Annotated in this window: 24 protein-coding genes; 9 read left to right on the top strand and 15 right to left on the bottom strand. The window is 38.1% G+C overall.

Features of this window, described 5'->3' with window-relative positions:
• Nucleotides 1-49: 49 nt before the first annotated feature.
• Complete coding sequence (locus tag AC1ECF_RS08720; RefSeq protein WP_480389020.1) at nt 50-775, bottom strand: tryptophan-rich sensory protein; 726 nt, start codon at nt 773-775, stop codon at nt 50-52.
• Nucleotides 776-938: 163 nt separating this feature from the next.
• On the opposite strand from AC1ECF_RS08720, the gene AC1ECF_RS08725 reads away from it, so the two are divergent.
• The gene (locus AC1ECF_RS08725) at nt 939-2,741 is read left to right on the top strand and encodes a M3 family oligoendopeptidase (RefSeq protein ID WP_480389021.1); all 1,803 of its coding nucleotides are present in this window, start codon (nt 939-941) and stop codon (nt 2,739-2,741) included.
• Nucleotides 2,742-2,746: 5 nt separating this feature from the next.
• Nucleotides 2,747-3,304, top strand: a complete 558-nt coding sequence (locus AC1ECF_RS08730; RefSeq protein WP_480389022.1) for a GNAT family N-acetyltransferase — start codon at nt 2,747-2,749, stop codon at nt 3,302-3,304.
• A 132-nt stretch (nt 3,305-3,436) separates the two neighbouring features.
• On the opposite strand, the gene AC1ECF_RS08735 is transcribed toward AC1ECF_RS08730, so the two are convergent.
• The 4 genes from AC1ECF_RS08735 to AC1ECF_RS08750 form a co-directional block, all read right to left on the bottom strand.
• Nucleotides 3,437-4,006 carry a beta-class carbonic anhydrase gene (locus tag AC1ECF_RS08735; protein ID WP_480389023.1) on the bottom strand — a complete coding sequence of 190 codons (570 nt, stop codon included), beginning with the start codon at nt 4,004-4,006 and terminating at the stop codon, nt 3,437-3,439.
• A 75-nt stretch (nt 4,007-4,081) separates the two neighbouring features.
• The gene (gene mreBH / locus AC1ECF_RS08740) at nt 4,082-5,089 is read right to left on the bottom strand and encodes a rod-share determining protein MreBH (protein ID WP_480389024.1); all 1,008 of its coding nucleotides are present in this window, start codon (nt 5,087-5,089) and stop codon (nt 4,082-4,084) included.
• A gap of 262 nt (nt 5,090-5,351) precedes the next feature.
• Nucleotides 5,352-5,492: a hypothetical protein gene (locus AC1ECF_RS08745; protein ID WP_480389025.1), complete on the bottom strand. Its 141-nt coding sequence runs from the start codon at nt 5,490-5,492 to the stop codon at nt 5,352-5,354.
• An 84-nt stretch (nt 5,493-5,576) separates the two neighbouring features.
• Nucleotides 5,577-6,809 (bottom strand): aminopeptidase, encoded by a 1,233-nt coding sequence (locus AC1ECF_RS08750; RefSeq protein WP_480389026.1) that lies wholly within the window; start codon nt 6,807-6,809, stop codon nt 5,577-5,579.
• A gap of 190 nt (nt 6,810-6,999) precedes the next feature.
• On the opposite strand from AC1ECF_RS08750, the gene motA reads away from it, so the two are divergent.
• The 4 genes from motA to AC1ECF_RS08770 all read left to right on the top strand — a co-directional run bounded on the left by motA (nt 7,000) and on the right by AC1ECF_RS08770 (nt 10,785).
• Nucleotides 7,000-7,803, top strand: a complete 804-nt coding sequence (gene motA / locus AC1ECF_RS08755) for a flagellar motor stator protein MotA (protein ID WP_480389027.1) — start codon at nt 7,000-7,002, stop codon at nt 7,801-7,803.
• A complete protein-coding gene (motB, locus tag AC1ECF_RS08760) occupies nt 7,787-8,554 on the top strand; it encodes a flagellar motor protein MotB (RefSeq protein WP_480389028.1) in 768 nt (255 codons plus the stop codon). The genes motA and motB overlap by 17 nt, the downstream gene beginning before the upstream one ends.
• A 219-nt stretch (nt 8,555-8,773) precedes the next feature.
• On the top strand, nt 8,774-9,874 hold the full coding sequence (locus AC1ECF_RS08765; protein ID WP_480389029.1) for a PfkB family carbohydrate kinase: 1,101 nt from the start codon (nt 8,774-8,776) through the stop codon (nt 9,872-9,874).
• The gene (locus AC1ECF_RS08770; protein ID WP_480389030.1) at nt 9,871-10,785 is read left to right on the top strand and encodes a pseudouridine-5'-phosphate glycosidase; all 915 of its coding nucleotides are present in this window, start codon (nt 9,871-9,873) and stop codon (nt 10,783-10,785) included. Before AC1ECF_RS08765 ends, AC1ECF_RS08770 begins: the two co-directional genes overlap by 4 nt.
• Before the next feature lie 241 nt (nt 10,786-11,026).
• On the opposite strand, the gene AC1ECF_RS08775 is transcribed toward AC1ECF_RS08770, so the two are convergent.
• Entirely contained in the window at nt 11,027-11,248 is a 222-nt protein-coding gene (locus AC1ECF_RS08775) for a DUF1128 domain-containing protein (protein WP_480389070.1), read from the bottom strand.
• A gap of 89 nt (nt 11,249-11,337) precedes the next feature.
• On the bottom strand, nt 11,338-12,696 hold the full coding sequence (locus AC1ECF_RS08780; RefSeq protein WP_480389031.1) for an alanine/glycine:cation symporter family protein: 1,359 nt from the start codon (nt 12,694-12,696) through the stop codon (nt 11,338-11,340).
• A 206-nt stretch (nt 12,697-12,902) separates the two neighbouring features.
• Here AC1ECF_RS08780 and AC1ECF_RS08785 point away from each other — a divergent pair, with 206 nt between their 5' ends.
• Both AC1ECF_RS08785 and AC1ECF_RS08790 read left to right on the top strand, forming a co-directional pair.
• Nucleotides 12,903-13,286 carry a YtxH domain-containing protein gene (locus AC1ECF_RS08785; protein WP_480389032.1) on the top strand — a complete coding sequence of 128 codons (384 nt, stop codon included), beginning with the start codon at nt 12,903-12,905 and terminating at the stop codon, nt 13,284-13,286.
• Nucleotides 13,287-13,310: 24 nt separating this feature from the next.
• Entirely contained in the window at nt 13,311-14,285 is a 975-nt protein-coding gene (locus AC1ECF_RS08790) for a YihY/virulence factor BrkB family protein (RefSeq protein WP_480389033.1), read from the top strand.
• Nucleotides 14,286-14,531: 246 nt separating this feature from the next.
• Here AC1ECF_RS08790 and AC1ECF_RS08795 read toward each other — a convergent pair whose 3' ends face one another.
• The 3 genes from AC1ECF_RS08795 to AC1ECF_RS08805 form a co-directional block, all read right to left on the bottom strand.
• Nucleotides 14,532-16,436: a heavy metal translocating P-type ATPase gene (locus AC1ECF_RS08795; protein ID WP_480389034.1), complete on the bottom strand. Its 1,905-nt coding sequence runs from the start codon at nt 16,434-16,436 to the stop codon at nt 14,532-14,534.
• A 159-nt stretch (nt 16,437-16,595) separates the two neighbouring features.
• On the bottom strand, nt 16,596-18,155 hold the full coding sequence (locus tag AC1ECF_RS08800; RefSeq protein WP_480389035.1) for a fumarate hydratase: 1,560 nt from the start codon (nt 18,153-18,155) through the stop codon (nt 16,596-16,598).
• Nucleotides 18,156-18,738: 583 nt separating this feature from the next.
• On the bottom strand, nt 18,739-18,924 hold the full coding sequence (locus AC1ECF_RS08805; protein ID WP_480389036.1) for an SE1561 family protein: 186 nt from the start codon (nt 18,922-18,924) through the stop codon (nt 18,739-18,741).
• A gap of 398 nt (nt 18,925-19,322) precedes the next feature.
• Between AC1ECF_RS08805 and AC1ECF_RS08810 the strand changes: the two genes are divergently transcribed.
• Nucleotides 19,323-20,492 (top strand): MFS transporter, encoded by a 1,170-nt coding sequence (locus AC1ECF_RS08810; protein ID WP_480389037.1) that lies wholly within the window; start codon nt 19,323-19,325, stop codon nt 20,490-20,492.
• A gap of 13 nt (nt 20,493-20,505) precedes the next feature.
• On the opposite strand, the gene AC1ECF_RS08815 is transcribed toward AC1ECF_RS08810, so the two are convergent.
• The 5 genes from AC1ECF_RS08815 to exaC all read right to left on the bottom strand — a co-directional run bounded on the left by AC1ECF_RS08815 (nt 20,506) and on the right by exaC (nt 25,502).
• The gene (locus AC1ECF_RS08815; protein ID WP_480389038.1) at nt 20,506-21,276 is read right to left on the bottom strand and encodes an SDR family oxidoreductase; all 771 of its coding nucleotides are present in this window, start codon (nt 21,274-21,276) and stop codon (nt 20,506-20,508) included.
• Nucleotides 21,277-21,562: 286 nt separating this feature from the next.
• Complete coding sequence (locus AC1ECF_RS08820) at nt 21,563-22,702, bottom strand: zinc-dependent alcohol dehydrogenase (RefSeq protein WP_480389039.1); 1,140 nt, start codon at nt 22,700-22,702, stop codon at nt 21,563-21,565.
• Nucleotides 22,703-22,777: 75 nt separating this feature from the next.
• A complete protein-coding gene (locus AC1ECF_RS08825; protein ID WP_480389040.1) occupies nt 22,778-23,287 on the bottom strand; it encodes a DUF421 domain-containing protein in 510 nt (169 codons plus the stop codon).
• Nucleotides 23,288-23,596: 309 nt separating this feature from the next.
• The gene (locus tag AC1ECF_RS08830; protein ID WP_480389071.1) at nt 23,597-23,959 is read right to left on the bottom strand and encodes a DUF779 domain-containing protein; all 363 of its coding nucleotides are present in this window, start codon (nt 23,957-23,959) and stop codon (nt 23,597-23,599) included.
• A gap of 22 nt (nt 23,960-23,981) precedes the next feature.
• Nucleotides 23,982-25,502, bottom strand: a complete 1,521-nt coding sequence (exaC, locus tag AC1ECF_RS08835; protein WP_480389041.1) for an acetaldehyde dehydrogenase ExaC — start codon at nt 25,500-25,502, stop codon at nt 23,982-23,984.
• Between the last annotated feature and the right edge of the window lie 142 nt (nt 25,503-25,644).

The following is a 25,644-nucleotide window of genomic DNA, read 5'->3' on the forward strand; positions in this document are numbered from 1 at the left end:
TTAGATTTCTTGGAAACAAAGTTGAGTATAGAAAAACGTCTGCGAAATATTATTTCGCAGACGTTTTTTTTATAAAGAAAATACCAAATATTAACACAGCACTTAAAAATAGCGAAGCTGTAGATATTAGTAACTCATTAAACATATGGCGGAAAGCTATGCCTATAAATGCCCAAATAAATACAAGTATAATTGCGCGGTCATTAAAATGATAACGGAAATGAAGGGCAATAGCAGTTGCAATGGTTAGAAAAATAACCACCCAAAGGGAGTTAGTCATACCAAAGCCACTAAACTCATAGTAGGTTAACACATAATCAAGGTTTGCAAAATTGGCTACAAAGATCCACCCTAAATAGATAGAAATCGGTAATCTACTCTTCCAGTTCTTTTCTTCTGTTGAATAGCTTAAGTAGAGTAAGAAAAGGGACCAAAGTAAAGCGATATTTGTGACTAATGAATAGCTGAATTTTTCATAATGCCATAAGTAAATCCAAGAAATATTAAATATGCAGGTTGCTAGAAACAAAGCTACTCTCGTTAAAGGAACTCTTTCTCCGTTGCGATATTCTTTAATGATATTCCATATCCAAAAGGCCAATAAAATGTATATAAATATCCAAATAGAAAATACATAATTAGCAGGAGTGAATAGCGCAGGAATTCTAGCAGAAATAGCCCCAGTGGTTTGCCCATTAATAGGAAGTGTGTTGGCTAATATATTGATTGAGATCACAGCAATATAGCCAATTACCAAAAGGATAATTTTAATCATACAACCCCCCTCCTTCTATCTAATAAGTATACCTTCGAAATATATGAACGACAAATTCAATTATGGGAATTATGTGACAAAAAAACGAATAATCAACAGGAATGCTTTAAAACAATGATATAATACAAATGATGTAAATATTTAAAATAGGGGGAATATTTAGATGATAAAACAAGACTATTCAAATGTCTGGGATCTTGACTGCTTTTTTCCAGGTGGAAGTAAGTCTCCAGAATTAAGAGCACATCTAGACAAAGTAAAGGAAAGCTTAGTAGTTTTCGAAAGAGAAACAGCTCGCTATGAAATCCCTTCCTCGATACAGGATGTCCAACTTATGCGTAATACTATTGAAGAGCTAAAGGATATAGCCATTCATTTGTCTCAAGCTAGTGCTGTTATCTCTTGCTTCCTTGCACAGGATACGAGAGATAAACAAGCGGCTCTTTTACAAGGAGAAACTAGTGCATTATATGCAAAATTGTCTTCTATCATGCTTTCTATCCAACAATCTTATAGTAAGGTTGAGGATACAGTTTGGGAGCAATTGTTACAAACGGAGGAGCTATCTCCTTTTTATTTTGTTTTGAACGAGTGGAGAGAAAAAGCAAAGAAAGCGTTGTCTGAAAAAGAAGAGGACTTAATCACAAAATTAGAAGTGGATGGATACCATGCATGGGGTCAACTGTACAATATGCTGGTGGGAGACATGAAGATTAAGCTCACAAATGACGGGAAAGAAGAGCTCTTATCGGTTGGCCAAGCAAATAATTTAAGCTCCCATCAAAACAAGGATGTTAGGAAAGAGGCACATGAAGTTTTGGAAAGCTCTTGGGAAGAGAAGGAAGAAATCTTTGCAAAGACTCTTAATCACCTGGCAGGATTTCGCTTAGCAACTTATGAAAAGAGGGGCTGGGATTCTGTCCTTCAAGAACCATTAGAAATTAATCGTATGAAGCAGGAAACATTGGATGCAATGTGGGGAGCAATTGCGAAAAATAAAAAGCCATTTGTTGATTATTTAAAAAGAAAATCAGATATGCTTGGAGAAGAGAGCATGCATTGGTACAATTTAGATGCACCAATAAGTTCTTCTACTCAAACTATGAGCTACCAAGAGGGTGCGGAATTTATATTAAAGCATTTCAAAGAGTTTGGTCCTAAGCTAGAAGCCTTTGCAAGACATGCATTTGAAAATCGTTGGATTGAAGCAGAAGATCGCCCTAATAAGCGACCGGGTGGTTTTTGTACAGGAATGCCTGTTTCAGAAGAGTCACGTATTTTTATGACATATAGCGGGTCAATGTCTAATGTTTCAACCTTAGCTCATGAATTAGGACATGCTTTCCATTCATATGCTTTAAAACCTGTACATTGGCTAAATCGTAGATATGCAATGGGAGTTGCTGAAACTGCTTCTACATTTGCAGAGATGATTGTTTCTGATGCGGCAGTTAAAGAAGCACGTACGAAAGAAGAGAAAATCGCTCTGCTTGAGGATAAAATTCAACGTAGCGTAGCCTTTTTCATGAATATCCACGCTCGATTCCTTTTTGAAACTAGATTTTATGAAGAGCGTAAAAATGGGATAGTCTCTGCAGCAAGGTTAAATGAACTGATGGAAGAAGCACAACGAGAAGCTTATGGTCATGCTCTTGATACTGCTCACCCTCATTTTTGGGCATCTAAGCTACATTTTTATATTACGGGAGTACCGTTCTATAATTTCCCTTATACTTTTGGATACTTATTCTCTTTAAGCATCTATGCGAAAGCGAAAAGTGAGGGGACTGGCTTTGAAGAAAAGTATATTGCATTACTGCAAGATACTGCAGTAATGACTGTAGAAGATTTAGCGATGAAGCACTTGGGAGAAGATATTACACAAGAGTCCTTTTGGATGAAGGGGATTAACCTTTGCATTCAGGATGTCCAGGAGTTTTTGCAATTAACTAATGCCGAAGGGTGAAATTATTGATTTATTTAGATGGAACTACATGTTATTTAAGGACCTTAACGATTAAGGACGCCTCAAGCCTTGCTAATTTAGTATACGACAATAAATTTTATTGGTCTGTCTTTGAACCTTTACATCAAGATGAGTACTATACTTCCTCAGTACAGAGAGAAAAAATTAGAGAATCTTTAATGCTGATGCAGGAGAAGAGAGAGTTTAGTTTTGGTATATTTGAGCATAAGACGGATAGGATGATTGGGAGCGTATCTTTGTATAGCCTTAAACGCATGCCATTTTCAAGTGGCTTGATAGGTTATTCAGTGGACCAAGGGTTTATTGGTAAAGGGATAGCGACTGAGGCCGTAAAGCTAGTTAAATCATTTGGCTTTGAAAATGTACATCTGAATCGTATTGAGGCATATGTATCGCCTAGAAATTTTGGTTCTATCAAGGTACTAGAGAATAACCTTTTCCTTAGAGAGGGGTTACTTCGTAAGCTTCTCTTTATAAATGGTAAGTGGGAGGATCATTATATGTATTCGTCGCTTCGTGAAGAATATATTATAGGTAGATAATTTACCTACGTAAAGAGAGCCAGAATAATCAGATATGGAAAATGGAAGAGAGCACATCACGATTACTCGGAAAGATAGAATCGTAAGTGCTCTCTTTATACCAGGGGAAATGTCGATTTCCCGGGAAATATTTTACTTTTTGTCGATGTTTCCGTCAGATATCAAGTCTAATCGCCCAGTAGTTGGATCAATTATTAGTCCATGAACTGGAACATTTGGTACCATGAGCGGATGATTTCGAATCATTTTTACGCTATTTAATACACTTTCTTCTACATTAGAAAAGCCTTCAAGCCACTTATGTATATCTACACCTGAGTACTTAAGCACTTCGAAGGTTTTCGGATCAATACCACGGTTCTCCATCTCTCTCATCACCTTTTCAGGCTCAACGGAGTTCATTCCACAATCGTAATGTCCAATTACATAAACCTCATCCGCTTGAAGAGCATATACGGCAACCATCAGGCTTCGCATAATTCCACCAAATGGGTGGTTGATCACTGCACCTGCACTTTTTACGATTTTAATGTCCCCATTTTTTAAATTCATTGATTTGGGCAACAACTCTACTAATCGAGTATCCATACAGGTAAGGATAACAATTCGTTTATCCGGAAATTTTGTTGTAACAAACGGTTCGTACTGCTTATCTTCTACAAATGTTTTATTATATTCTAGAATGTTATATAAGCTTGGCATTGAATCTCCTCCTATTCTATATTCTATTATAAGTAAGAAAGGGGAGAGCTTCAAATTGTTGTGTATAAAATTCGCTTATTTTGCTATTTTCCGTTTTCGAGTATTAACGAAGAAGGACTTTCCCGTACCAACCGCCACGGATTGAAGAGGTTCTGGAGCGATATGGACAGGAACCTCAATGGTTGAACTTAGCCATTCCTCCATATCCTTTAATAGTGCGCCACCACCTGTTAGGACAACCCCATGATCTACAATGTCTCCAGAAAGCTCAGGCGGACAGATTTCTAGTGTTGCTCGGATTGCTTCCAAGATAGATTCTAATGATTCCTTTAGAACCTCTTGGATTTGAGTAGAAGAGAGGTTAATAGTTTTCGGTAGCCCAGTAACTACGTCTCTTCCACGCACCTCTAGTTGTTCAACTACATGAGGTACTAAGGCATGGCCAATCGAGATTTTAATATTCTCAGCAGTCGGCTCTCCTATCATTACGTTATATTCTTTTCGCACAAAATTAATGATTGCCTCATCCATACGGTCTCCAGCTGCTTTCACAGTGTTTGAGGCGACTACGCCACCAAAAGAAATAATGCCAACTTCCGTGGTGCCACCACCAATATCAACAATCATACTTGCAATTGGCTCATTAACAGGGAGACCAGCACCGATTGCGGCTGCTACGGGCTCATCCATTAGTTGAACTTCCTTTGCACCACTTTGTCTAACTGCATCTTGTATGGCTCTTTTCTCTACAGAAGTGGCACCAGATGGCGTGCACACAATAACGGAAGGCTTTCGTAGTGCTGTCCCTAGCTTCTTGCTAGCTTTTTGCATAATTAATTTTAATAGCTGCGTTGTAACATCAAAATCAGCAATGACTCCATCTTTTAAAGGTCGAATGACGTCAATAGAAGCTGGAGTCTTCCCAATCATTTTTTTTGCCTCATTCCCAAAAGCGACAATCTCATTCGTTTTATTGTTCACAGCTACCACTGTAGGTTCATCTATTAATATGCCTTTTGCTTTTGTATATACCAATGTATTAGCAGTTCCTAAATCTATCCCAATATATTGAGTTGATAACATAAGTATTCCTCCATTCGCTACTCTTTCACTTTCGTCATTATAATAGAAAAAGTCCTCATTGCCATGTGTAAGGATATGGAACTTTACTTATGTTGCAGAGAAAAAGGGGATAATTTAACTATGGTTAACCATTTAACCATCTGAAAAGTACTAATATGTTATATTTCTGCAAACTCCTTGTTACGTAAAAGTTATAAAAAAGAGAAGTAGTTACAGAAATTTAAAAAGAAAAAAAGCACTGCAATTGCAGTGCTTAAATCTATTAGAATTTTTCAGTTGGTTTAGGATCGATCGTACTTGAATCAAGGTTATTCATTGGCATGGAGAAATAATGCATAATAATATACCCTATTACACCCATTCCAACTGTAAAGCCAAGAACTGTTGCTAAGAATAAGCCCATTTTTAAAACACCTCACTAGCAAGTTTTGCTATTATTATAACGTAGATTAGATATAAATGTAAAAAGAAATATCTACTGAGCTGATTAGAACGCCCAGTTTCCATTACGGAATATTGGTTCTACTGAGCCATCTTCCTTAATTCCATCTATGTTCATGTTAGCAGAGCCAATCATAAAGTCAACATGTGTAATGCTCTCATTAAGTCCATTAGCGGCTAATTCCTCACGACTCATTTTCTTGCCGCCTTCAATACAGAATGCATAAGCACTGCCAATTGCTAAATGATTGGAAGCATTCTCATCAAATAATGTATTGTAGAATAATAGATTCGAATTAGAAATTGGTGAATCATGCGGAACAAGTGCAACTTCTCCTAAGTAATGGGAGCCTTCATCAGTTGCCACAAGATTTTCTAATACCTCTTGTCCTTCCTCAGCCTCTACTTTTACAATTCTTCCTTCTTCAAAAGTAACCGTAAAGTTGTCAATAATATTCCCGCCGTAGCTTAAAGGCTTGCTGCTTGCGACATACCCATTTACACCGGTTTTTAGAGGAACTGTGAACACTTCTTCTGTTGGCATGTTGGCCATAAAGGCTTCCCCTTTTTCATTTACACTGCTTGCTCCACACCATAAATGTCGTTTAGGAAGCTCTATAATTAGATCTGTTCCCGGAGCTGTATAATGTAACTTTTGATACCTTTTCTCATTTAGGTAATCTACTTTTGTATGCAACTCCACGTCATGCTCTTTCCAAGCTTCTACAGGATTTTCCTGGTTTACACGAACCGCTTGGAAGATAGCCTCCCATAATGCTGGTACTTGTTCTTCCTCAGATAGCTCTGGGTAAACCATGGCTGCCCATTTTGGGGATGGTGCGGCAATTACAGACCAGCTAATCTTATCGGATTGCACATATTGGCGATATTTGCTCATTGCTTTTCCAGATGCTTTTTGGAAAGCGGAGATTTTGGCAGAATCAATCCCTTTAAATAAATCAGGAGCTTTGCTCACGATACTCAAAAAAGCTGCTCCGTTTTCAGCTAAATATTCTCTTTCTTGAACCTTCCAAGGAGGGAAGAATTCAAAAGACTCTTGCGGAGCCATTTCATAATGAATACGTGACAGTTCATCGTCATTTAAGTCTACATATACGTTGCTCGCTCCAGCTTCATATGCTTTTCTCGTAATTAAACGTACTAACTCTAGGCTGTCTGTGGAAGCAGCAATATACAGTGCTTGGCCTTGCTGAATATTCACACCGACCTTCACTGCTAACGAAGCATACTTTTCAAGTTTCGTAGTAAAAGATGACATGTTCATACTTCCTTTCTGTGATAACTTCATAGTACCAGTTACATCCATGCACTTTCAATGGCAATTCAGACAAATCTGTCAAAAATTATTCATACATCAATAAATTATATGCTTGTTCCAAATCTTTTTATTAAAAAATGCTCCAACTTGCCGAAATAAAAAACAGAAATAGAATGTGGGGGTTAATGAATTGGATAAATCGACAGTCTTTGGACTTATTATTGCTGCAATAGCTTTACTAGTAGGAATGTTCTTTAAAGGAGTAACACCGGATGCATTATTAAATCCAGCTGCTATATTTATCATTATTTTAGGTACAATTTCAGCGGTTGTGATTGCATTTCCGACCAGTGACTTAAAGAGAGTACCAAAGCTATTCGGAGTTTTGCTGAAAGAACAGAAAGGTATCTCAGATGCCGAAATAATACACCTATTTTCGAGCTGGGCAGATCTTGCGCGCAGGGAGGGGCTGTTGGCTTTAGAAGGGAAGATTTCAGAAGTCGATGACGTTTTTCTGAAAAATGGTTTAACATTGGCAATAGACGGTCAAAACGCAGATTATATAAGAGATGTGTTAACAGAGGAAATAGATGCATTGGAAGATAGACATGCCGGTGGGGCGCAAATTTTCTCTCAAGCCGGGACTTATGCTCCTACTTTAGGGGTACTAGGTGCTGTTATCGGGTTAATTGCTGCACTTAAAGATATGAATGATATAGAAGCATTAGGACATGCTATCTCCGCTGCTTTCGTTGCAACATTAATGGGTATTTTCACTGGATATGTAATTTGGCATCCTTTTGCAAATAAATTAAAGAGAAAATCCAAACAAGAAATTCGTCAAAAAACGATGATGTTAGAAGGGGTATTATCTGTATTAGAAGGAGATGCTCCAAGAGTTATAGAGCAGAAGTTGGCTTCTTACTTATCGATGGCTGACCGCAAAAAAATCATGAATGAAAGCGGGGCGGCAAGTATTGGCAAGGAAGCATAAAAAACATAAGCATGAAGAGCATATGGATGAGTCTTGGCTTATACCATATGCCGACATCCTTACACTATTATTAGCTTTGTTTATTGTGTTATTTGCATCAAGTACAGTAGATCAACAAAAGCTAGAGCAAATGTCAGCTGTATTTAGTCAGGTTTTTGATGGCGGTGAAAGCATTATGGATAACCCAGCACCCCTAGAGATTCCTAATGCTTCTAAGCAAACTGGTGAAGGGACCGAAAGCACAGCGTATATAGAGGATCAGCAGGCGTTAGCTGAGATTCAAGACAGCGTGGATGAATATATAGCGGTGAATGAGCTCGAAAAACAATTTGCTACTAAGTTAACTGATGAGGGTCTATTGGTTACGATTCGTGATAGTATACTCTTTGATTTTGGAGAAGCTGAAGTAAAAGAGGAGTATCGTGGGATAGCAGAAGATATCTCTGAACTCTTGGTGTTTGATCCACCAAGAAATGTTGTGATTACAGGGCATACAGATAATATTCCAATATCGAGCTCGGAATACGCATCGAATTGGGAGTTAAGTGTCATGCGTTCTGTCAACTTCCTAAAAATTTTAGTGAACAATCAAACGATTGATCCACTATATTTTAGTGCAAAAGGTTATGGAGAATATATGCCTCTCGCATCTAATGACACAGAGGAAGGCCGTTCTAAAAATAGAAGAGTAGAAGTTTTAATTCAACCAAGAGTATTAGAGGATGGGACGTTAAACGATACACCCCAATAGATAAGAATGAAGTATAGTACCACAAAATAGATGCACTTGCGATGTTATCTTTTGATAACCTCGTGAGTGCTTTTTTACTTCTCTAACGTCTTGTTAACTTATTGGACCGGAATAAATAATTTTTATTTGAAAAAACAATTGACTTTATTAAACAAAAGTTTATACTTTAAACAAAAGTAAAAAACATTTGGTAAAAGTTTGAATGGGGGTGTATACACCATGGAATCTAAGGAAGTGAAAATATTATCATTCCTGCAAAAAAACCCTTACGCTTCCCAGCAAGAGATTGCTAATGAGCTAGGCATATCAAGACCAGCAGTTGCTAATATAATTTCTCAGCTAATAAAAAACGGAAAAATTATAGGACGTGCTTATGTGCTTCCCGAGAAAAAGGAAGTAATCTGTATCGGCGGAGCCAATGTAGATAGAAAATACATAGTAAAAGATAAACTGCTAATGGGAACTTCTAATCCAACTACTAGTATGCAAAGCATAGGTGGAGTTGCAAGAAATATTGCAGAGAATCTTGGGAGGCTTGGTCATTCGGTCCGTTTGCTGACCGTAGCAGGGAATGATATGGAGTTTGATTTAATTGAAAAGGCTTCAAGTCATTGGATGAATTTGTTCTCAGTGGAGAGGCTGTCAACCCATCAAACGGGAACGTATTCAGCCGTCCTGGATAAGGAAGGCGAAATGCTCTTTGCATTAGCTAACATGGATATATATGAACAATTAACGGTGGATTATATTAAAAAGCATGAATCTTTCCTAACAAATGCTAGATTACTTGTTTTGGATATGAATTGTCCTAAACAAGTGATTGAGTATGTGCAAGGTTTAGCTAAAGGACATCATATTCCCTTAGCGATTATTCCTGTTTCCTCTCCCAAGATGAATAGAATGCCCGATTCTTTGGAAGGCTTAGATTGGTTAATCGTTAATCGAGATGAAGTGGAAACATATCTACATATAGAAATATCAGATGAAACAGCATGGAAAGCTGCGGCAGATCAGCTAGTGGCCTTAGGTGTTAAACATGTAGCGATTACCAATGGATCAAAGGGAGTTGTGTCAGCCGGTTCATCATACGAGCCGATGCATATCCCAGCAATACCTACTACGCAGGTAGTCGATGTAACGGGAGCTGGTGATGCTTTTGTGTCAGGCACCTTGCATGCTTGGTTGGAGGGAGAAGGCTTGAAGGAGGCTATTCAAGCTGGAATGATGAATGCTCACAAAACATTACAATCTGCAGACACTGTAAGAACTGAACTTTCAAAAATTACTTTATTAAAAGAGTTGGAGGAACAAACGATATGAAACAATACTTAACATATTCAGAAGAAGTAAAAAAAGCGATGGAGGCTGGTCTTCCAATCGTTGCATTAGAATCAACTATTATTTCCCATGGCATGCCATACCCACAAAACGTTGAAATGGCAAGAACAGTTGAACAGATTGTCAGAGACAATGGTTCAGTTCCAGCGACTATAGCTATTATGGATGGAAAGATTAAGATAGGTCTATCAGATGAGGAGCTTGAATTGTTAGGAACAAGTAAAGGAGTAAGAAAGACTTCTCGCCGCGATCTTCCTTACGTGATAGCCTCCAAAGAAATTGGGGCAACTACTGTTTCGACTACCATGATATGTGCGGACCTAGCGGGAATCAGAATGTTTGTAACTGGTGGTATAGGTGGAGTTCATAGAGGAGCAGAAACTACTATGGATATTTCTGCAGATTTAGAGGAACTAGCTTCTACGAACGTAGCTGTCGTTTGTGCAGGAGCAAAATCTATTTTAGATATCGGATTAACATTAGAATATCTAGAAACAAAGGGTGTTCCGGTAATTGGCTATCAAACTTCTTCTTTCCCAGCATTTTATTCAGCAACAAGCCCTTTTGAAGTGAATTTCCGATTAGATTCAGAACAATCAGTTGCAGAATTGCTGAAGGTGAAATGGGAGCTTGGACTACAAGGGGGAGCAGTTATCGCAAATCCTATTCCCGCTGAATATTCCTTAGACGAGCAATATATGGATGAAATTATTCGAAAAGCACTTGGAGAAGCTGAAGAAAAAGGTATTAAAGGGAAAGATGTAACTCCTTTCTTATTAGGAAAAGTAAAAGAGCTTACAGAAGGAAAATCTTTAGAATCTAATATTCAATTAGTATATAATAACGCAAAAGTTGGGGCGCGTATCGCTGCGGTTTTAAACAAACTTGCTTAAACATAAAAAAATAATTTAAACAAAAAACATTTTTCTCAGCTGAGAAAAATGTTTTTTTATTTAAAAGGTATATAATTTTAGGGCCAAGTGTTTATATGACTCCAGCGTCTTGCCCCTCGAGGGCCAACAGGATGTTGGTCAGGAAAACGTTGTCACACGATGTTACGTTCTTAGTTTTTCTTCCTTGCTTACGTTCCCCATTTGCTTGTCGGGGCAAACCAGGCGCTTGCGCTTTTCTTGTTTATTTTCTTAGGTTGCCTAATTCTGATGCAATAGCTTGCATTTCACTAGGACTAAACGAATCTCTTTTTTGAACCATTTCATAAAGGTAAACTAAATCCTCGTACTGTGTAGCGTTGAAATCATCTACACGCATTGCATCAACGTTCACCATTCGTAATTTTTCTTTTATTGTCTCAAGCATAAACTTTACATTTTCTGCAGAAGGTTTTGATAAATCCATCTTCGTACCTGCCTTTCTATTCTGAACTCTAGCTACTAAGCGTTCAAGTTTCAATTAATCATTTCATGCTGCCGATAGAAAGTCAATTGTTAATTGGATTTGGCTGCTGCCTTTTCTTCTTTAAGCTTCTCTTGAATTCTCTTTGTTTCAAAAACTACTACACCAGCTAAGCCTATTAAACCTATTAAGTTAGGTATCGCCATCAATGCGTTCGTAATATCAGAGAATTTCCAGATAAGGTCAAGGGAAACTACAGAGCCTACAAAAACCATTGCCACAAAAGCTATCCGATAAACAATCAGTAGGGAAGTGCTCTTGAATAAATATTGGAAGCATTTCTCACCGTAATAAGCCCAACCAAAAATAGTAGAAGAGGCAAAAAATATTAAACCAATTGCTACTACAATTGGACCCCAATCTCCTAAGAAATATCCAAAGGAAGCGGAAGTTAAAGCGTCTCCCTTGATACTAGTATCTAGATATTGACCAGACATTACGATCGTTAAGCCAGTGATTGTACAAATAACAAAAGTATCTAAGAAAACTTGTGTCATGGATACAAGCGCTTGACGGCCGGGCATATCCGTCTTTGCTGCTGCGGCAGCGATAGGAGCAGACCCAAGACCTGCTTCGTTAGAAAATACCCCACGTGCAATCCCATAACGAATAGCTGCCCCAATTGCACCACCAGCAGCAGCTTCTGTTGAAAATGCCATCTTAAAAATAGTTGCAAAAGCACTTGGGACTTCGGAAAAATTCGTCACCACAACTATTAAACCAGCAACTAAATAAAAGAGAGCCATAATAGGAACAAAAACAGCGGTCACTTTTCCAATTGATTTTATTCCACCAAGTATTACGAGTGCAGTAAATATTGTAAGTATAAGGCCTGTAATCCAAGTTTCAATACCAAAAGTAGTTTCTACTACACCAGCTACTGAATTAGATTGTGTACCATTTCCGATTCCAAAGGCAGCAACTGCTCCAAAAATAGCGAACAGTACAGCTAACCACTTTTGCTTTAATCCATGCTCTAAATAATACATAGGTCCCCCAGCCATTTGGCCATTAGAGTCCTTTACACGGTATTTTACGGCTAATATTGCCTCACTATATTTCGTAACCATCCCGAAAAAAGCGGAGAACCACATCCAAAAGATTGCTCCTGGTCCACCTAATACTACCGCTGTTGCTACTCCCACTATGTTACCAGTTCCGACAGTAGCAGCTAATGCTGTGGTAAGAGCTTGGAATTGAGAAATATCTCCTTCTGCATTTTTGTCATGCTTTCTTGAAAAAGCTAGTCTCAAGGCTACAGGCAATAATCTCACTTGTAAAAATGCAACTCGGACTGTTAAATAAATACCTGTTCCTACAATGAGAATTAATAGGGGCGCGCCCCATAAAAAATCAGAAATGCTTCCTAGTATGTCGTTTAAGCGTTCCATGCTTGCTTCCCTCCAAAAAATTATGTAGTATTTTTCCTTTCTAGTGAGACAGCTCCTTCTGCAATGTATTTTTCCTTTGTTACAATACTCTTAAATTAATGCGTTTTAGTCAAGATAAAATCAAATATTTATAATATTAGTTTGATTAATAACGACCCGGGTATAATGATGTTAAACTGATAAGTTTTAAAATGGAGGTATGTAAAATGAGTGAGAATAAGTTTTATAAAGGTATTTTGTACGGCGCGGTACTTGGAGGAGCGGTTACCCTGCTTGATAGAAAAACGAGAGATGCAGTGATGAATAAATCAAGAGTTATTCGGAATGAAATTAGTTATTATAGCAAAAATAGAGAGGAACTGAAAACTACCCTCGAAGATCAGATGAACAAATGGAAAGCTATTTATGAGCAATTTTCTTCAGATGCTAAATATCTATCTAATAAGGTTAATGAGGTAAAAGAAATTACTCCTCAAGTAAAAAATCTGTTAGCAGAAACCAAGGATACTTTTTCTCATTCAAAAGAGGAATATAAAACATTAGTTGCAGCAGAGGAAGAACCTAAAAGTATCTATGAACCAAAAGGATAAGGTAGGAAGAGGAGGGATGAAAACATGGAGCAAAACCATAACCACAAATCTAAGGCCTCCTCGTCGCATTGGTTATCAAGAATAAAGTTTTTAAATGTAAAGAAAAAGGAAGAGGCGGAAGAAAAACACGATTTAACCTCTTGGTCTGGTTATTTTAAGTATCTTGTGGCTCACATTAAGAGTGTTGATTTGTCGGGGCTAGCTGCTCAGCTAGCTTATTTCTTCCTTCTTTCTTTGTTTCCTTTACTTATATTTATGGTAACGCTTTTACCTTATTTAAATTTAGATGAGGCTCAAGTATATAGATTTCTAGAAAATTATGCTCCAGGTGAGGTATATGCATTAATCGAGGGTACTCTTTCAGATGTATTGCAGAATAGAAATGGTGGATTATTGTCATTTGGTATCATTGCTACTATCTGGTCTGCTTCTAACGGGATGAATGCAATTGTTAAATCACTAAATAGATCGTATGGAATAGAGGAGACTAGACCTTTTTATATTGTAAGAGGGTTATCTGTTGTTTTTACAATCCTAATGATTCTCCTATTTGCTGTCGCCTTAGTTCTACCGGTATTCGGAAGGCAAATAGGAAGTGTTCTATTTTCTTTCTTTGGCTTTGAGGAAGGTTTTATAAACATATGGAATAGCATTAGATGGACAATCAGTCCGCTTATTATCTTTATAGTTCTTAGTGCGCTATATTGGATTGTTCCTAATACAAAGTTAACGTTAAAAAGTGTTCTTCCTGGTGCATTATTCTCTACGATTGGATGGATTCTTACTTCTCTAGCATTCTCTTTTTATGTAAGCAATTTTGCGAATTACGCCAATACATATGGGAGTATTGGGGGAATCATCGTATTAATGCTATGGCTATACTTTACAGGAAATATCCTTCTAATTGGAGGTCAAGTAAATGCAGTAATGCGTGAAAGACAAGCGCAGCTAAATGCGAAGAAAGTAAACAGAGTGAAAGTGAAAGTGAAGGAAAGGTAATCCCTTTTGTTCGTAGAGAGAAAAGAGACAGGTTCTAATTCAAATGTAGAGGTGTGTCCAATTGATTTTTCCATTGGCGCACCTCTTTTTGATGCCTATGACTTCGTCAAAATAATAGGTGAATTCCTACTGAATCCCTACATTTTTAAATATATGATTGAGAGGAATTAACGCATAGAGAAAAAGCGCTTATGATTCCGAATAACATACAGAATCATAAGCGCTTTACCTTTACGAGGAATATTATTAAGAAGGAATGTTTCTATTTAGCATACGCAATCCATTTAGGATGACGAGAATTGTACTTCCTTCGTGACCAATTACTCCAAACGGCAAATCTACTACCTGCAGGAAGTTTGAAATAATAAGGACCACAATGACAGAGATAGAGAAGAAGATATTTTGCTTGACTATTCGTTGCATTTTTCGTGACAGTCGAACTGCATAAGCAATTTTAGATAAATCATTCTTCATTAATACAACGTCTGCTGTTTCAAGTGCGACATCTGTTCCTTCTCCCATAGCGAAGCCGGTTGTTGCGGTAGCTAGGGCAGGTGCATCGTTAATACCATCTCCGACCATACCTACAAAACGATGCTCCTTAAGCAACTCCTTCATATGCTCTACCTTTGTTTCAGGGAGGCATTCGGCTATATATCGGTCAATTCCAGCTTCCTTTGCAATTGCTTTTGCTGTTTTCTCATTGTCCCCAGTAAGCATGATCGGAGTTATACCAAGTTTTTTTAGCTGTTTGATAGCTTCTTTTGCTTCTTCACGTACTGTATCCTTTAATGCTACAGCGGCGGCAATACCAGCTTCATCACGCATAAATATGACGGTTTTCCCTTCGTTGGCAAGATTGCTAGTTATGCCATTCTGAAATGCGAAGGCATCCTCTTTATTCACGAAATCTGGCTTTCCGACTAAATATAATTGATTATTCACTGTAGCCTGTAATCCAAAACCTGGCTTATCCTCAATTGGAATCGGACTAAATTTAGTAATTCCTTTGTCCTTTGCGAAACTTGTAATGGCTACAGCAAGTGGATGATTGGACTGTGCCTCGATTGTTGCTAGAATTTCTAATGTAGCTAATTGATCTAAACCATCTCGAACGAAGTAATCTGTCACTACCGGCTTCCCTTGGGTTAATGTTCCTGTTTTATCAAGGGCTATTGCTTTCATTTCACTGATATTTTCTAGATGCATACCACCCTTAAAGAGGATTCCGCTCTTAGCTCCATTAGAAATAGCAGCTAGTGTCGCAGGCATAATGGAAGCGACAAGTGCGCAAGGAGAAGCAACTACTAAGAGTACCATAGCTCGATAAAAAGTAGTATTCCAATCCCAGTCAAGTAAATAATGAGGGAGAAACATCATCAAGGCAACTGCGACTAGCACTACTTTTACATATGTACCCTCAAATCTCTCGATAAATTGTTGAGCAGGAGATTTCTCATCTCTTGCTGCTTGTACGAGGTCGATAATTTTTTGGAAAAGCGAATCCTCATTTGTTTTCGTCATTTCCATTGTAATAGCACCACTTAAGTTAACTGTACCGGCAAATAATTCATCGCCTGTTTGTTTGGAAAGTGGGATGGATTCTCCACTAATCGTTGCTTCATCAACGGATGTAGCTCCAGAAATGATTACCCCATCTGCAGGAATTCTTTCTCCTGGTTTAACCACTAACCGATCTTTTAATTGTAGATCTTTGACGGAAACTCTTGTAGTTGTACCATCATTGTTAAGTCTCCATGCTTCTTCAGGCTGAAGCTCCATAAGAGAGGAGATTTCCTTTTCGCTCTTATTCATCGTATAAGTTTCCAAAGCACCACTTAGAGCAAAAATGAAGATTAAAATCGCACCTTCCGTCCAATATCCAATGATTGCTGAGCCTATTGCCGCTAGAATCATCAGCATTTCTACATTGAGTTTTCTCTCCTGAATGGTAGCCTCTATACCCTCTTTTGCTTTGGCAAAGCCACCGATAATAAATGCTAGCAAATAAAAAATAATAGAAGCAGTCTGTTGTCCTGCCTCACCTATAAGCCATGCAGCTAATATTAAGACACCCGAAAGTAGAGCAGCTATTAACTCTAAATGGGGAACAATTCTTTGTAAAATATTTATTGATTTACTGTTTATCATGAAATTACCTCCTCTTACCAGTATCCCTATAGAGAATGCATTCAATAGGGATTAATGGGAAAACTGGACCTCCCAAAGGGGGAAATCCAGTTAATTATATTAAATATTACTTTATAATCATTATAATGTAGAGAGGTTTTTCGTGTCAACCTTATACGATTAGGAGAATACTCTTTCTTTATACATAGCTAGTTTTTCTAAAGAAGATTTCTCTACGTCTGCATGTAAACTGTTGCCATGAGAATCCATTGTAACAACAGCAGTAAAGTCCTCTACTCGAAGATGCCACATTGCTTCTGGGATACCGAATTCCATTAAGTCTACGCCGTCAACCCCCTTAATGCAATCAGCATAATATTGAGCTGCTCCACCAATTGCATTCAAATAAACTCCTCCATGCTCTTGTAGGGCAGCGAGTGTTTTAGGACCCATTCCTCCTTTTCCGATTACGGCACGAATACCAAATTTTTTCATAATATCCCCTTGGTAAGGCTCCTCACGGATAGAAGTTGTCGGACCTGCTGCACGCACATGCCAGTTGCCGTCTTCGTCTTTTTGCATTACTGGACCGCAGTGGTAAATAATTTGTCCATTTAAATCGACAGGCGCATCATGACTCATTAAGTGATGGTGAATTGCATCACGGCCTGTATACATACGACCTGTGATAGAAACAACATCTCCTACTTTTAAAGAACGAATTTGTTCTTCTGTTATAGGAGCTTTCAGTTCGATTACTTGTTTACTAGCATCTTCTTTTATTTCATCTTTAAACTCTATTTTTTCTCCATCTTGGTAATGCCAATCTAAGATTTCTCCAGTAGATGGGTGTATATTAATAGCCATACGACGATATGCCCAGCAATTATAAGCTACTGAAACATAAAAGCTGGCTGGTATACGATGCATGACACCAATTTTGCAGCCCAGTAGAGTAGCTTCTCCACCAAATCCCATCGTTCCTATTCCTAAGGTATTTGCTTTTTCTACTATATATGCCTCTAATTTTGCAAGGTCCGGATTTGGATTAACATCCTCTACAGAACGGAATAGTTGCTCTTTAGCTAAATCATAACCGGATGAACGGTCTCCACCTATACCAACACCTATAAAACCTGCTGAACATCCTTGTCCTTGTGCTTGATAAACAGAGTGAAGGATACACTTACGAATGCCATCTAAATCTCTTCCTGCACGACCAAGCCCTTCTAATTCTGTAGGAAGACTGTATTGGATATTTTTGTTTTCACATCCGCCACCCTTAAGGATTAGCTTCATCTCTATGTAGTCTTTTTCCCATTGTTCAAACTTGATAACAGGGACACCATCTCCTAGATTATCTCCACTATTTTTTCCTGTTAATGAATCTACGGAGTTTGGTCGAAGTTTCGCATCTTTTGTAGCCTCAGCTATCGCTTTCTTAATAGCGGCTTTTATTTCTAATTGGTTAACACCGACAGGAGTTTTTATCTTGAACGTTGGAAGTCCAGTGTCCTGACAAATAGGAGATATATTTTCATCTGCCATTTGAATGTTATTTGTAATAGTATCAAGGCTCATAGCAGCGCGTGTTCCTGCATTTTCTGAAGCCTTAGCCTTTTGAATTGCTCGTCGAACATCCTTTGGTAAATTTGTAGAAGTTTCAGTAATTAACTGATATATGCTTCTCTCCAACTGCTCAAGATATGTACCGTTTCTTTCTAATTGCTCTAATTGCATATGGAAACGCCCCTTTTTAATATGTAGTAACAAGCCATCTTTCAGTATACTATGTTCTTCATCTGAAAAAAAGAGTGCTAAGCAGTTGAAAGAGGAAACAAACAATGTTTTCCTGATCTCCTTTTGGGCTACGGAAAGCGTCCGGCGCAACGAAGAACCCAATGGCGAAAAAATCTAGATAGAAGGAATAGGTCCAACAATCCCATTCCTTTCTTGATTAGGTGAATGGTATTTAAATTTATAGAACATTTTAATTTTAGTAGGAAACCCGATTGGTTCGTAGCAGCGTCGGCGACTCCTGTGGGAGCAAGGTGGTAGGTAAGACAGCACAACCACGCGCGTTAGCGTTGGGTGCTGGCTTACCTAAGGGAGGGAAAACTAAGAACGTCACATCCTGTGACAACGTTTTCCTGACCAACATCCTGTTGGCTTCCGACGCAGCGGAGAACCATAATGCTTCAAAATAAAAAAGTACTTACGATTCTAATCATCTATAGAATCGCAAGTACTCTCATTCAATCTGCCCCAGTCATTTGAGGTATTTTATCTACATTCATTTCAAAACAAGCATATTAGGCTTATTTTATTTATTGGAGTTTTTAAATTGTTCCATTTTAAGTTCTAGGTCGTCCATCATTTGAATAAGGCGATCAATATCCTCTAAATTAGTCGTTTCTGGCTCAATGGAATCAAGAACCTCCAAGAACATTTGCAGCCTGTCCTTTAAATAGGATACTTGCTGTTCTGGATTTGAAATTTGTTTGCCCAAAGAATAACACCTCGCTTTTATATGATAAGAATATAGGAAAGCTTCAAGAAAAGATAGGAAAAAAGAGTTATTTCTTTATTTTATTTATTTATAATATTTACAATAATCAGTTTACGTGTTATTGTAGATATAACCTTTACATAGGAAGGAGGCCGTAGTGAATAGTCGAAACCAATTCAATCTAGTGAAGGAGGGGTTCAGACATTTCACCGGCAACAGTGCCGTAAATGCAATTATGAAGAATTTCAAGGAGAATAGTTATCATTAAAGGCTCAGTCTTATCTATTTAGATATTGCTGGGCCTTTTGTTTTGTCTTTTTTCACCGTGTTTGGAAAGGTATATTTTATCGTGTTAGTTTGTTAAAATAGTCTCATCACACATCTACGAGGTACAGTTTATGCATTTTACAAGCACAGAAAAGAAACGTTTTCTTATTTTGGTCCTAATCGTCTCTATCTCAGGGTTCTCACAAGGAATGCTGCTTCCCTTAATATCTGTTATTTTTGAGATGGATGGGGTAAACTCCACGCTTAATGGACTTAGTGCCACAGGTTTATACATAGGTACATTATTAATATCCCCATTTATTGAAAAACCATTACAGAAATATGGATATAAACCGATGATTATCGTTGGTGGATTAATGGTAATAATCTCCCTGTTATTATTTCCTTTATGGAAATCGGTTGTATTTTGGTTTGTTTTACGATTGCTGATTGGAATAGGAGATCATGCGCTTCATTTTTCTACGCAAACCTGGATCACTAGCTTTTCTCCACAGCATCGTCTAGGGAGAAACATAGCCATATATGGATTGGCGTTTGGAGTAGGCTTTGCAGTTGGACCTCTGTTTGTTCAACTAGTTAAAATTCATGAAGCAGTACCTTTCATCGTATCTAGCTTGCTTTGTTTACTGGCATGGATATTTGTATTTTTTATTGAAAATGAAAAGCCTGAAATAGGGGTTAGTACCTCTGAAAATGGTACGTGGAAACGTTTTGGGGCTGCGTTCGCCGTTGCTTGGGTAGCATTTATTCCACCATTTAGCTATGGCTTTCTAGAGTCCTCACTAAATGCTATCTATCCTGTTTATGCTCTTCGAAATAGCTTAGAGGTGTCCGATCTTTCGTTTATCCTAGCTGCTTTCTCTATTGGTGGAGTGATCTCTCAATTACCACTTGGAATACTGAGTGACCGCTTAGGTAGAAGAAAAATCTTAATCGTAGCATTGGGTGTGGGTGCTTGCTTATTTACTTTCGCTAGTTTATATGAGCATTCAGCTATTGTATTAGGAATTATATTTTTATTTGCCGGGATGTTTGTCGGTTCCATGTTCTCCTTGGGTATTTCTTATATGGCAGACCTTACTCCGAAAAACCTTCTCCCAACAGGTAACCTAATGTGCGGCATTGCATTTAGTCTTGGTAGTCTAACAGGGCCTATTTTCGGAGGGATGTTCATCCAAATCTTTGCAGGAATCAGCTTTTTGTTATTAGTGGCTGTTTTACTTGGATTATTTAGTCTAATCATTTTTTTCTCCAATAAGAGGGAAAGGGCTATGTCATAAAGACAGCCCTTTTTTAGTTCTTATTATATTTCCAGCCGAAGCTATTATGATAAATCATCTGTTTAGACATTCCACCATCAATCGTAATTTCTTCCCCATTAATAAAATCATTGGCAGGGTCACATAAAAATATCGCTGCCCTTGCAATATCTTGTGGTGTGCCGATTCTATTAGAGGGATGCTGCTGGATATCTTCTTCTGATGGCTTATAGGCTTCTGCATCAAAATGATATTCTCCTGTTTCTATCCAACCAGGGTTAATTGCATTCACCCGAACCTTCCCTGTTAAACTAATCGCTAGTGCATGTGTTAAAGCGCTTATCCCTCCCTTAGCAGCTGTGTAGCTTTCTGTATCCGGTTCACTCATAGATGCTCTTGTAGAAGAGATATTTATAATTGAAGCATTCTTGGTAAAGTGGGGGAGTAGAAGCTTTGTAAGATAATAGGGAGCGGTTACCCCGACACGGAGGATTTCATTAAAATCTTCATAGCTACAATCACTTAATATTCCTTTATTACTAAAGCAAGCATTATTAATGAGACAGTCAACCCGTCCATATTTTTGTATGGTGCTTGAAATAAAATCTTCTATCTCTGTCTGGTTGGCTATATCACCAGCTATAAATAGATGATCCCCCTGTAGAGATGACAGTAGTTTGTCTCCCGCATCTTTATCCTTATCAATAAAGGCAATAGAGGCTCCTAACCGAGAAAACTCCTCTACCAAACATCTTCCAATACCATTTGCTCCACCAGTGATAATGCATACTTTTCCTTCGAACATAATCATCATTCCTTTATTCGTGTTTTACTTCATCATAACGTACAAAAGGGGCCGTCTGAAAAGTCATTTTGAGACGAACCCTTTGCGACGATGGTGGCATTTTGACGCGACCACCGCAGGAGCAAAAAAACTGTCTGAAAAGTCATTTTGAGACGGGCCCTTTGCGACGAGGATGGTGGCATTTTGATGCGACCACCGCAGGAGCAATGCTACATAACAGATATCTGTCAAAGAAGGAAGGGGTTGTCCCGTAAGTTTTTTACTTATGGGACAACCCTCAATTATTTTAAGGCTTTAGAACAAATTTAATACTTTCTTCCTCATGATCATGGAAAATGCGATAAGCTTCGCTAGCTTGATCTAGTGGCACACGGTGGGTGATAATTTGGGTTGGGTCGATATCGCCTTTTACAATCATATCGTATAGCATTGGCATGTAATGTACCACAGGTGCTTGCCCAGATTTAATGGTTAAGTTTCTTTCAAATATGTTTCCAAGTGGGAACATATTATAATTGGAGCCATAAACTCCTGTTAACATAATGGTACCAAATTTTCTTACGGCATCTTTAGAAGCTTCTAAAGCGCTAAGCGTACCACCCTGCAATTTAAGCTTTTGCCCTAATCTCTCCATAGCAGACATTTTACCGTCCATGCCGACGCAATCAATGACTACATCAGCACCGCCGTTGGTAACTTCTCTTAAGTATTTTCCAATATCGTCATGCTCGTCAATATTAAATGCTTCTACTTTATTATTTTTAACTGCATGTTCCAAGCGATAAGATAGATGATCGACCGCTATAACACGCTTTGCACCTTTCATCCATGCAAATTGTTGAGTCATCAGACCAATTGGGCCAGATCCCATTACAATTACGGTATCTCCTTTTTTAACTCCTGCATGCTCAACGCTCCAGTATGCAGTTGGGAGGACGTCAGAAAGAAATAAAAGTGATTCATCCTCTAGTTCACAGGATTCAGGTATTTTGAATGGCAAATAGTTTCCGTATGGAACGCGAAGATATTCTGCTTGGCCACCAGGGAAGTCCCCGTATCTTTCGGTATAGCCAAAGTATGCTCCAGAATCTAGTGCAGGATTTTCATTGGAGTTATCACATTGGCTCTCCATTTCATTTTTGCAGTAATAGCATTCTCCACAAGAGATATTAAAGGGGATAACGACACGATCGCCTTTTTTAACTTTTGTCACATTAGGACCGACTTCCTCAACGATTCCCATTGGCTCGTGTCCAATGACAAATCCTTTACGAGTAGGTACGGCACCTCGATAAATATGAAGGTCGGATCCACAGATGGCCGTAGTCGTAATACGTACGACAATATCATCAGCTTTTTCAATCTTTGCATCTGGAACATTCTTTACTTGAACATCTTTTGCACCTTGAAAAGTAACTGCTTTCAAAATAACACCCTCCTTTAGATTAAATAAGCTCTATTAGTACTTACCCTGCTAGTCCTAAAAAAAACGCTAAACTCACTAATTGTTCTCCAAATTTTGTAGGGTATCAATTTTCTCTGTTTCTTCTTCTGGAAGAATGGAGATTTCCCCATTTGGCTCTATAACTACGGCTTTGACTTGCTCCATCGAAAGATCGCCATTTATTCTAACAGATTGGATAATTTCTTCTTCTTGAATCCTCTCTTTTTTAAGCGCATTTTTGCAAAAAGAACCGTTGTAATAGAGGAGGGTTGGATCAGCTGTAACAACGTCATCGAATTTCTTAGACTTTTTAGTTGTCATAGTAAATATCCACTGAAGAAGTAACAGCGTAGCTAATGCAGTGATTCCATCAAAAATGGAGACTTTTTGATCAAGCATAATCGTTGCTAATATCGATCCAATGGAGACGGTGACAACGAGGTCGAATGCATTTAACTGGGAAAGCGATCTTTTGCCGGCAATTCTTAATAGCAAAATTAATACAACATACCCCATTAATCCTAACAGAGCTATTTTCCCAATATTTGTCCAATCTAATGTAAACATCTAATACTCCTTTCTAACTCTTTTTTTTACAGGTACCACGACATAATGTTAATAAACAAGGTTTTTATTAAAGGGATAACTAATTCGAAGGAGGGGAGCTTCGCAAGTAATTAATCAGCGTCTGTATGTGAAAAGGAATAAATATGATAAATTTCCATTTATATAAATGATTCGATTAATCTTTCAAAGTATTATGTCTATTAACAAAAAAACAGGCTACAAACAACTCAAAGGAAATTGAGAAGTCTGTAGCCTGATAAATAGGTATTTAATCTTAAGTTTTTAAGCAATTCAATTTGTTTGCTCTTCTTATTGTATAGATTCTAATTGTTGTCTTTCTTCTTCCGTATCAACACGTGATCGAATATGAAATGCATACTCGCCTGTGCTCTCGAGGGAGAAAGAGGCTCCCATGCCTTTTACGACATCCAGAATAATCTGGGTATGCTCGTAATAACCAAAATTGGTTTTATGCATGTAATAAGGGACGTTCCCAATAGTACCGATAAGTAAATCACGGCTTCCAATATAGAAATCACCTTGCTTATAGCACATAGGAGCAGAACCGTCACAGCATCCAGCAGATTGTACAAACATGATTGCTCCATGCTTGGCTTCAAGCTCTTCTATAAGTGCAAGTGCTGCATCTGTTGCAATTACACGTTTGACCATCATCTGTTCATCTCTTTCTATATTAGAAGAATCCCATAGCTGATTTGTTATAACCAACTAGTAAACATTTCGTTTGTTGATAGTGTTCAAGCATCATTAAGTGGTTTTCACGACCGATACCTGATTGTTTGAATCCACCGAATGCAGCGTGAGCAGGGTATTGGTGGTAAGTGTTTGTCCAAACACGTCCAGCTTGGATAGCGCGACCTGCACGGTATGCAGTATCGATGTTACGAGTCCAAACACCAGCGCCTAGACCAAATTCTGAGTCGTTAGCAATTTCCATTGCTTCGTCGAAGTCTTTGAAAGTAGTTAATGAAAGTACTGGTCCAAAGATTTCTTCTTGGAAGATACGCATTTTGTTGTTTCCTTTGAATACTGTAGGAGCAACATAGTAACCGCCTTCTTGGTCACCATCAAGTTTGTTTTGAGTACCACCGATTAATAATTCAGCGCCTTCTTCTTTACCGATTTCGATGTAAGAAAGAATTTTTTCTAATTGTTGGCTAGAAGCTTGAGCACCCATCATTACTTCTGTATCAAGTGGGTTACCAATTTTAATCGCTTTAATGCGCTCTAATGCACGCTCCATGAATTTTTCATAGATAGATTCTTGAACAAGTGCACGAGAAGGACATGTACAAATTTCACCAGAGTTTAGTGCAAATAATACTAAACCTTCAATTGCTTTATCGAAGTACTCATCATCTGCATCCATAATATCCTCGAAGAAGATGTTAGGAGATTTTCCACCTAACTCTAAAGTTACAGGAATAATGTTTTCTGTTGCATATTGCATGATAAGACGACCAACGCCAGTTGATCCAGTGAAAGCTACTTTGTTGATACGTGGATTAGTAGCAAGTGGTTTACCTACTTCTACACCGAATCCGTTAACAACGTTTAGTACACCTTTTGGTAACAAATCTTGGATTAGCTCGATTAATACCATAAGAGAAGCAGGAGTCTGCTCAGCTGGTTTTAATACGATTGTGTTACCTGCAGCTAAAGCAGGAGCGATTTTCCAAACTGCCATAAGTAATGGGAAGTTCCAAGGGATAATTTGTCCTACAACTCCGATTGGCTCATGGAAGTGGTAAGCTACTGTATCGTTATCGATTTGGCTGATTCCACCTTCTTGTGCACGAATAGCTCCAGCGAAATAACGGAAGTGATCAATTGCTAAAGGAATATCAGCATTTAATGTTTCACGAACTGCTTTACCGTTGTCCCAAGTTTCAGCTACAGCGATTTTTTCTAGGTTTGCTTCCATACGGTCAGCAATTTTGTTAAGGATGATTGCACGGTAAGCAACAGTTGTTTTTGCCCAAGCATCTTTTGCAGCGTGTGCTGCATCTAAAGCTAACTCGATATCAGCTTCTGTAGAACGAGCTGCTTTCGTGAAAACTTGTCCTGTAACTGGAGATTTAACGTCAAAGTATTCCCCGTTTACTGGAGCAACCCATTCGCCGCCGATAAAGTTATCATAACGTTCTTTGAAATTAACAATAGCGCCATCTGTATTAGGATTTGCATAAATCATTTTTCATTTCTCCCTTTTGTGATAAATTTGTTAGTCGTCTGACAACTCAGAGATTACTCCAATCATGCTATATAAATATTCGGAAAGCAAGAAAATTATACCGTTTTATTTAAATAAAAAAATAAATAATTATCACTAAAAT

The organism is Psychrobacillus sp. Z3-81, assembly GCF_056620325.1.